Origin of the sequence: Aquabacterium sp. (genome assembly GCF_004297345.1) — a bacterium.
Taxonomy (GTDB): domain Bacteria; phylum Pseudomonadota; class Gammaproteobacteria; order Burkholderiales; family Burkholderiaceae_C; genus Aquabacterium.
Genome location: NZ_SCTN01000367.1, coordinates 1 through 6,134 on the forward strand (window position 1 = coordinate 1; position 6,134 = coordinate 6,134).

At 61.8% G+C, this 6,134-nt stretch carries 6 protein-coding genes; 2 read left to right on the plus strand and 4 right to left on the minus strand.

Annotation, left to right across the window (positions count from 1 at the left end; all coding sequences use genetic code 11):
* Window positions 1-1,538, minus strand: a 1,538-nt coding sequence (locus EPO09_RS13845) for an Hpt domain-containing protein (RefSeq protein WP_290643908.1), incomplete at its 3' end; no start/stop codon positions are given.
* Window positions 1,539-1,696: 158 nt separating this feature from the next.
* On the opposite strand from EPO09_RS13845, the gene EPO09_RS13850 reads away from it, so the two are divergent.
* Window positions 1,697-2,458 (plus strand): OmpW family outer membrane protein, encoded by a 762-nt coding sequence (locus EPO09_RS13850; RefSeq protein WP_290643909.1) that lies wholly within the window; start codon window positions 1,697-1,699, stop codon window positions 2,456-2,458.
* A gap of 81 nt (window positions 2,459-2,539) precedes the next feature.
* Here the strand turns inward: EPO09_RS13850 and EPO09_RS13855 are convergent, their stop codons facing one another.
* The 3 genes from EPO09_RS13855 to EPO09_RS13865 form a co-directional block, all read right to left on the minus strand.
* Entirely contained in the window at window positions 2,540-2,818 is a 279-nt protein-coding gene (locus EPO09_RS13855; protein ID WP_290643910.1) for an oxidative damage protection protein, read from the minus strand.
* A 27-nt stretch (window positions 2,819-2,845) separates the two neighbouring features.
* Window positions 2,846-4,228: an amino-acid N-acetyltransferase gene (gene argA / locus EPO09_RS13860; RefSeq protein ID WP_290643913.1), complete on the minus strand. Its 1,383-nt coding sequence runs from the start codon at window positions 4,226-4,228 to the stop codon at window positions 2,846-2,848.
* A 132-nt stretch (window positions 4,229-4,360) separates the two neighbouring features.
* The gene (locus EPO09_RS13865; protein WP_290643911.1) at window positions 4,361-5,845 is read right to left on the minus strand and encodes an amidase; all 1,485 of its coding nucleotides are present in this window, start codon (window positions 5,843-5,845) and stop codon (window positions 4,361-4,363) included.
* 72 nt (window positions 5,846-5,917) lie between these two features.
* On the opposite strand from EPO09_RS13865, the gene EPO09_RS13870 reads away from it, so the two are divergent.
* Window positions 5,918-6,134 (plus strand): hypothetical protein (locus EPO09_RS13870; protein ID WP_290643912.1); only part of this gene is annotated, 217 nt, incomplete at its 3' end.

Genomic DNA, 6,134 nt, shown 5'->3' on the forward strand with positions numbered 1-6,134 from the left:
TCTGTGCCCACCATGTTCAAGGTGCGTCCCAGGTGACCCATCACCTGGCGCATGGCCACCTGATCGTCCGTGTCCACTTCAGCCAGCATGCCCAATGCACGTTGGAGTTGGTCCTTGTCGACCATCAGGAACTTCTCGACCTGACCGCGACGGCCAGGGCCCTTGCGTCCCAGCACCACATCATTGAGGTGAGCGTAGTGGGCCAGCATGGCTTGCAGCTCATCGAGCCGGCGCAGCAGTGCGTCTTGATCCCATGGCAAGTCATCGTTCTTGCGCAAATCGTCGTAGGCCTGCTCTGTCACGTGAACGAGGTTGGTCAGGTACAGCAAGGCGTAAGTGCGCGCATTGCCCTTGACCGTGTGCATGTTGCGAAACAGCAGGTTGATGATGTCGATGCGTTTGTCCGGCGCCTGCTTGATGAGGCGGCGGTTGTCGTCGATGAAGGTGTTGGCGCTCTCCATGAACTCGTTGAACTTTTCCTGGCTGACGGCCAGGATCTCGCCGATGATTTCCAGTTCGCGTTTGCGTGCCTGGGATTCTTGCTCCAGGCGCTTGAGTTCGGTCACGTCACGCACGCACAGCATGAGTTTTTCGATGTTGCCCTGCCGATCGCAGATGGGCGACCAGCTCAGTTCCAGCGATTTCACGCGGCCATCCGACATGGTCTTGTCGAAGGCCTGGACCAGCAGGTGGGTGTTGAAATCGAAGTTCATGTGCTCTTCGCCAAGGCACGAATCCATCGCGGCTTGCACCTGTGACAAGGCATTGGCATCCAGGCTGGATTGATCGAATACCAGCGCCATCACGTTGCGTCGGGCAATGTCCCGGGTTTCAAAAATGGTTTCCAGATAAGCCGAGTACTCGGGATGGATGACGCGGCCCTTGGTCACGGTCAACACGCCTTGAGGCATGTTTTGCAGCATGTTGTGGATGTCTTGCGTCTTGCTGCGCAAGGCCTCGTTGGCCCTGTTGATCAGGAAGTAGTAGACGCCGGCCAGGAAGACCATGATGAGCATGGTCCCGAAGATGTTGAAGTAGTGCAGGCCATCCTGAATGGGGATGGGCAACTGGTGAGGCGGGGTGCTGTTGCGCAAGAGCAGGTCCAGGCCCAGATAGGCCATGGCCACCGTGAATGTGCTCAAGGCTTTGACCCAAAGCGGCCTCAGGTTGCTCATCACCAGCACGGGCAGCACGAGCAGCACGTAGTGGTGGAAGCCGCTGGCCCAGCCGATGACGAAGCTGGCCAGCACGGCATGCCCGACGACCTCGATGCCGGTCATGGCCAGCGCCAGGTTGATCTTGTTGCGCCGTGCCAGGAAGAACACGGCGACGAAGCATGCGCAGCTGAAGATGTTGACGAACGCGAGCAAGTCAACCTTGCACCACGCAAAGATGCTCAGGAAGGCAATGTGCGTGGGCAGGGCGATACCGGCAATGCATTGCAACAGGCCCTTGAAGGTCTGTTGCAGTTCGTTGGCTGGTTCGTCTTCGGCTGGCGTGGTCAGTTCAGTTGAGCGGTTCTCGTGCAGCTGCGTCATCGGAGCGTTCTCTGATCGGTGGAGACGGGGATGGATCGTTATCGACTTGTTTTTTCTGTGTTTGAGGGGCAAACCTGATCGGTGATCTGGCGCTCAAGGTCAATCTGGAAACCGCCGATATCGCTGACGGGAACTCTTCAACTCCAAGCTTTTCAAATATGAAAAAACTGAACATCAAGTTCGCTGCGTATGCTGTCTTGTGCGTGATGGCTGGTTCAGCGTCAGCGCAGTCCTATACCTTCAAGCTGGGGGGCGCACATCTGGATCCGCGTGCGACCAGCAGTGATCTTGAGGGCGTGTTTCCGGCCTGGGCTGCCAATGCTGCTGTACCTCCTGGCGTGCAGTTGGCGGTTCAACCCAAGTCATTTGTCTACTTCAGTGTGGCCCGAGCCCTGAGCGACAACTGGGAGGTGGAGGCCGCAATGGGCGTCCCTCCGAAGGCGGATGTGAAACTGCGCATTGGTGACAACATCAAAGCGCTGACGGGTGTCAGTGCCAATGCGGCTTACCTGGCCTCTTTTGATGATCAGGTGGTGGCCCGCATCACGGCGGTAACGCCCACCATTTTCCTGAACTACAAGCTGGGTGCCGCCAGCAGTAATTGCCGTCCGTTCGTCGGGGTGGGGATCAACTATTCCCACATCACGGCCAAGACCACAAGTGTGGGCGACAGTTTCTATTCGGCCCATGGCGCGGTGACGTCAGAAGCGCCCGTCGATATCAAATTGACGGATTCGTTTGGCCTGGCGTTTCAGACCGGCTTCAGCTACAAGCTGGATAAGAACTGGTCCATCAACGGAAGCTGGCTGACGGCCGCCGTCAAAAACAACATGACGATCACGACGCCGACCAGCCATCAAACGGCAACCTACCGCTATCACCCCTCGGTGTTCACGGCCTCCGTGGGGTACACCTTCTGACTGGTTCAGCGGCCCAGACACCCGTCGGGCGGCCAACGAAAAAAGCCGAGCAGTGCTCGGCTTTTTTCATTTGACGCAAGCTCAGGCCTGCTGTGCGGGCGGCACGTAGCCTTGCACCTGCTCGGCGCCTTCGCCGAAGAAGAATTGCTCCATCTGGCGGGCCAGGTATTGGCGCGCACGGGCATCAGCCAGGTTCAGGCGGTTTTCATTGACCAGCATGGTCTGGTGCTTCATCCAGAGTTGCCAGGCTTCCTTGCTGATCTCGTTGTAAATGCGCTTGCCCAACTCACCAGGGTAGGGCGCGAAGTCCAGGCCTTCGCCTTCCTTGTTGAGGTGCTTGCATTGAATGGTGCGTGCCATGGTTGTCAGTCCGAAAGAAGAAAAGAATCACTTGAGTTGTTTGACCAGCACTTGCGAGCGCCGGTCCCACTTGTAGCTGCGCTTGCGGGCCTCAGGCAGCCAGGCGGGGTCGACCGGCGCAAAGCCGCGCTTGATGAACCAGTGCATGGTACGCGTGGTCAATACAAACAGGGTATTGAGGCCCATTGCCCGAGCGCGTTGCTCGATTCGCTTGAGGATGCGCTCGCCGTCGCCCTGGCCTTGTACGCTCGGCGAGATGGTGAGTGCCGCCATTTCGGCCGTGCTGGCCTCGGGGAAGGGGTAGAGCGCGGCGCAGCCGAAGATCACGCCGTCGTGCTCGATCACCGTGTATTGGGCGACGTCCCGCTCGATCTCTGTGCGGCTGCGCTTGACGAGGGTGCCGTCCTGCTCGAACGGTTCGATCAGTTGCAGGATGCCGCCGACGTCATCCGGTGAAGCTTCGCGCAGGCTTTCGAGCTTTTCGTCGACGATCATGGTGCCCACGCCATCGTGCGTGAACACCTCCATCAGCAGGGCGCCGTCCACCAGGAAGGGGATGATGTGCACGCGCTCGACGCCACCTTCGCTGGCCTTGACGGCGTGCTGCAGATAGAAGGCCGTGTCGGTGGGCTGAAGCGGGTTGGGCAGGGCGGCCAGCAGGCGTTTGGCTTCGGCCAGTGCCAGTTCCTGGTCGATCTCGACATCGGGGTCGTGCTGCTTGGCTTCCAGTTCCTTGGCCTTGGCGGGGTCCTGCACGATGTTTTGCAGGATGCCGCGCACTTCGGTCACGAAGATGAGCTTGTCGGCCTGCAGGGCGATGGCGGCGCTGGTGGCCACGTCTTCCATGCTCAGGTTGAAGGCCTCACCAGTATGTGAAAAACCGAAGGGTGAGAGCATGACCAGGGCGCCAGTGTCGATGGCGCGGCGCACGGCCATGGCGTCGATCTTGCGGACCAGGCCGGTGTGCATGAAGTCCACGCCGTCCACGATGCCCACCGGGCGGGCCGTCACGAAATTGCCCGAGATCACGCTGACTGAAGCGCCCGCCATCGGCGTATTGGGCAGCCCCAGCGAGAACGCCGCTTCGATCTCATAACGCAGTTGGCCGGCAGCCTCCTGGGCACAGTCCAGCGCCACCGTGTCGGTGATGCGCATGCCGTGGCTGAATTTCGACTCCTGCCCCTTGGCGCGCAGTTGCTCTTCCAACTGGGGGCGGAAACCGTGCGCCAGCACGATCTTGATGCCCATGGCCTGCATCAGGGCCAGATCCTGCACGAAGCTTTCCAGCTTGCCGGCCGCGATCAGCTCACCCGACAGCCCCACGACAAAGGTCTTGCCGCGGTGCGCGTGGATGTGAGGCGCCACGGAGCGAAACCAGGGCACGAAGGTATGGGGGAAGACCAGGTCCATTGAAGTGGGCACAGACGTGGCAGCCGGGGGGCAGCCGTTCGGAAATAAATGAGGGGAGATGCGTCAGGCCCTAATGTTACGGGCAATGCGCACTCCCCACACGGTATGGGACGCACGGCTGTGCGCCTGGGCTCACAGATTTGGGCGTTTGTCGAACCAGGGGCGGGCGTGTTCCAGCTGGGCAGCCAGTTGCAGCAGGCGGGCTTCTGAGTTCACGGGGCCGACGAATTGCACGCCCAGGGGCAGGCCGTCGGGCGTCCAGTACAGGGGTACGGACATGGCCGGGCGGCCGGTGACGTTGGCCAGCTGGGTGTAGGGCGTCCAGCCCAGGTTCTTGAGGATGATCTCCTGGAAGAAGCTGGATTTGCGGATGGCGCCAAACAGGCCCAGGCCGGACAGCACCTTGTTGACCATGTGCAGCGCCGGTGGGGTGGTCAGGGCGCCCACGGGCAGCGGCGGGGCGCTGATGGTGGGTGAGAGCCACAGATCGAACTGCGCGTGAAAGCGGGTCAGGTCCATGGTGTGCAGGTGCCAGCGCTCCAGGCAACCGCACAGTTCCGGGCCGGACACGGTGCGGCCCATGGCGGCCATGACCTGGGTGTCGGGCTCGAAGTCGGACAGCTTGAGCCCCTCCTGGCGGCACAGTTCATCCACCAGAAATGCTTGGGCGCAGAACCAGGTCAGCAGGAAGTCGGCCGCCAGTTGTTTGCCGTCGAAAGGCAGTTTGACGGGCTCGACATGGTGGCCCAGGGCCGTGAGCAGTCTGACGGCATCTTCCGTGGCCGCGATGGCTTGTTTATCAACCGGCGTGCCCGTGGGCGATTCGGTCGAGTAGCCGATGCGCATGGTGCGAGGCGGGCGTTCGATGGCCTGCAGATAAGCCTGGTCCGGCCTGGGCATCCAGAACGGCGCATGGGCTTCAGGGCCTTGCAGGATGTCCATCATGGCGGCGGTATCGCGCACGCTGCGCGACAGCACGCCTTGCACGGCGGCGCCAAACAGGCCTTCGGCGGCCATGGGGCCGATCGAGACGCGGCCACGCCCCATCTTCAGGCCGAACAGGCCATTGCAGGCTGCGGGGATCCGGATGGAGCCGCCGCCATCGCTGGCGCCTGCCACGGGCACGATGCCGGCTGCGATGGCAGCAGCGGAGCCTCCCGATGAGCCACCGGGTGTGTGTTTTGTGTTCCAGGGGTTGCGGGTCGGGCCGAAATCGCGCGGTTCGGTCATGTTCTTGGCGCCGAACTCCGGGGTGTTGGTGGCGCCGAAGATCACCAGGCCGGCGTCCGTCCAGCGGCGCACCACGTCGCTCGTGATGGGCGAGATGGCGCGGGCATGGGCGGCATTGCCCCAGCTGCTGGGCGCGCCTTCCCACTCCTGAAACAGGTCCTTGATCACGAAGGGGACGCCGCCAAACGGCTGTTCAGGCGTGAAGCACTGCTGCACCCTTTGCCGGGCCCGATCGTCGTAGCGCCGGATGATGGCGTTGAGCTGGCCGTGGGTGGCATCGGCGCGGGCCATGGCCACGCTCAGCAACTCGGCGGGAGAGACCTCGCCACGCCTGACCAGATCGGCCAGACCCAGGGCGTCGAAGCGGGTGTATTCATGAAACTGCATGGGCTTGGATAATGGCGGACTTTGGTCGCTTTTTTCTGTCCCCTGGCCAACAGTTCGACTCCGTATCTTCCCGTGTTGCCTGAACCCACCCAAATCACCTTTCCCGAGGCTCTTCCTGTCAGCGGTAAACGCGACGAGATCGAGGCTGCCCTGCGCGCGCACCAGGTCATCATCGTCTGTGGCGAGACGGGCTCAGGCAAGACCACGCAGTTGCCCAAGATCGCCATGGCCATGGGGCGAGGTGGCTGGGGGCAGCCGCGTGACCCGAATGCGCCTCGGCATTTGCGGC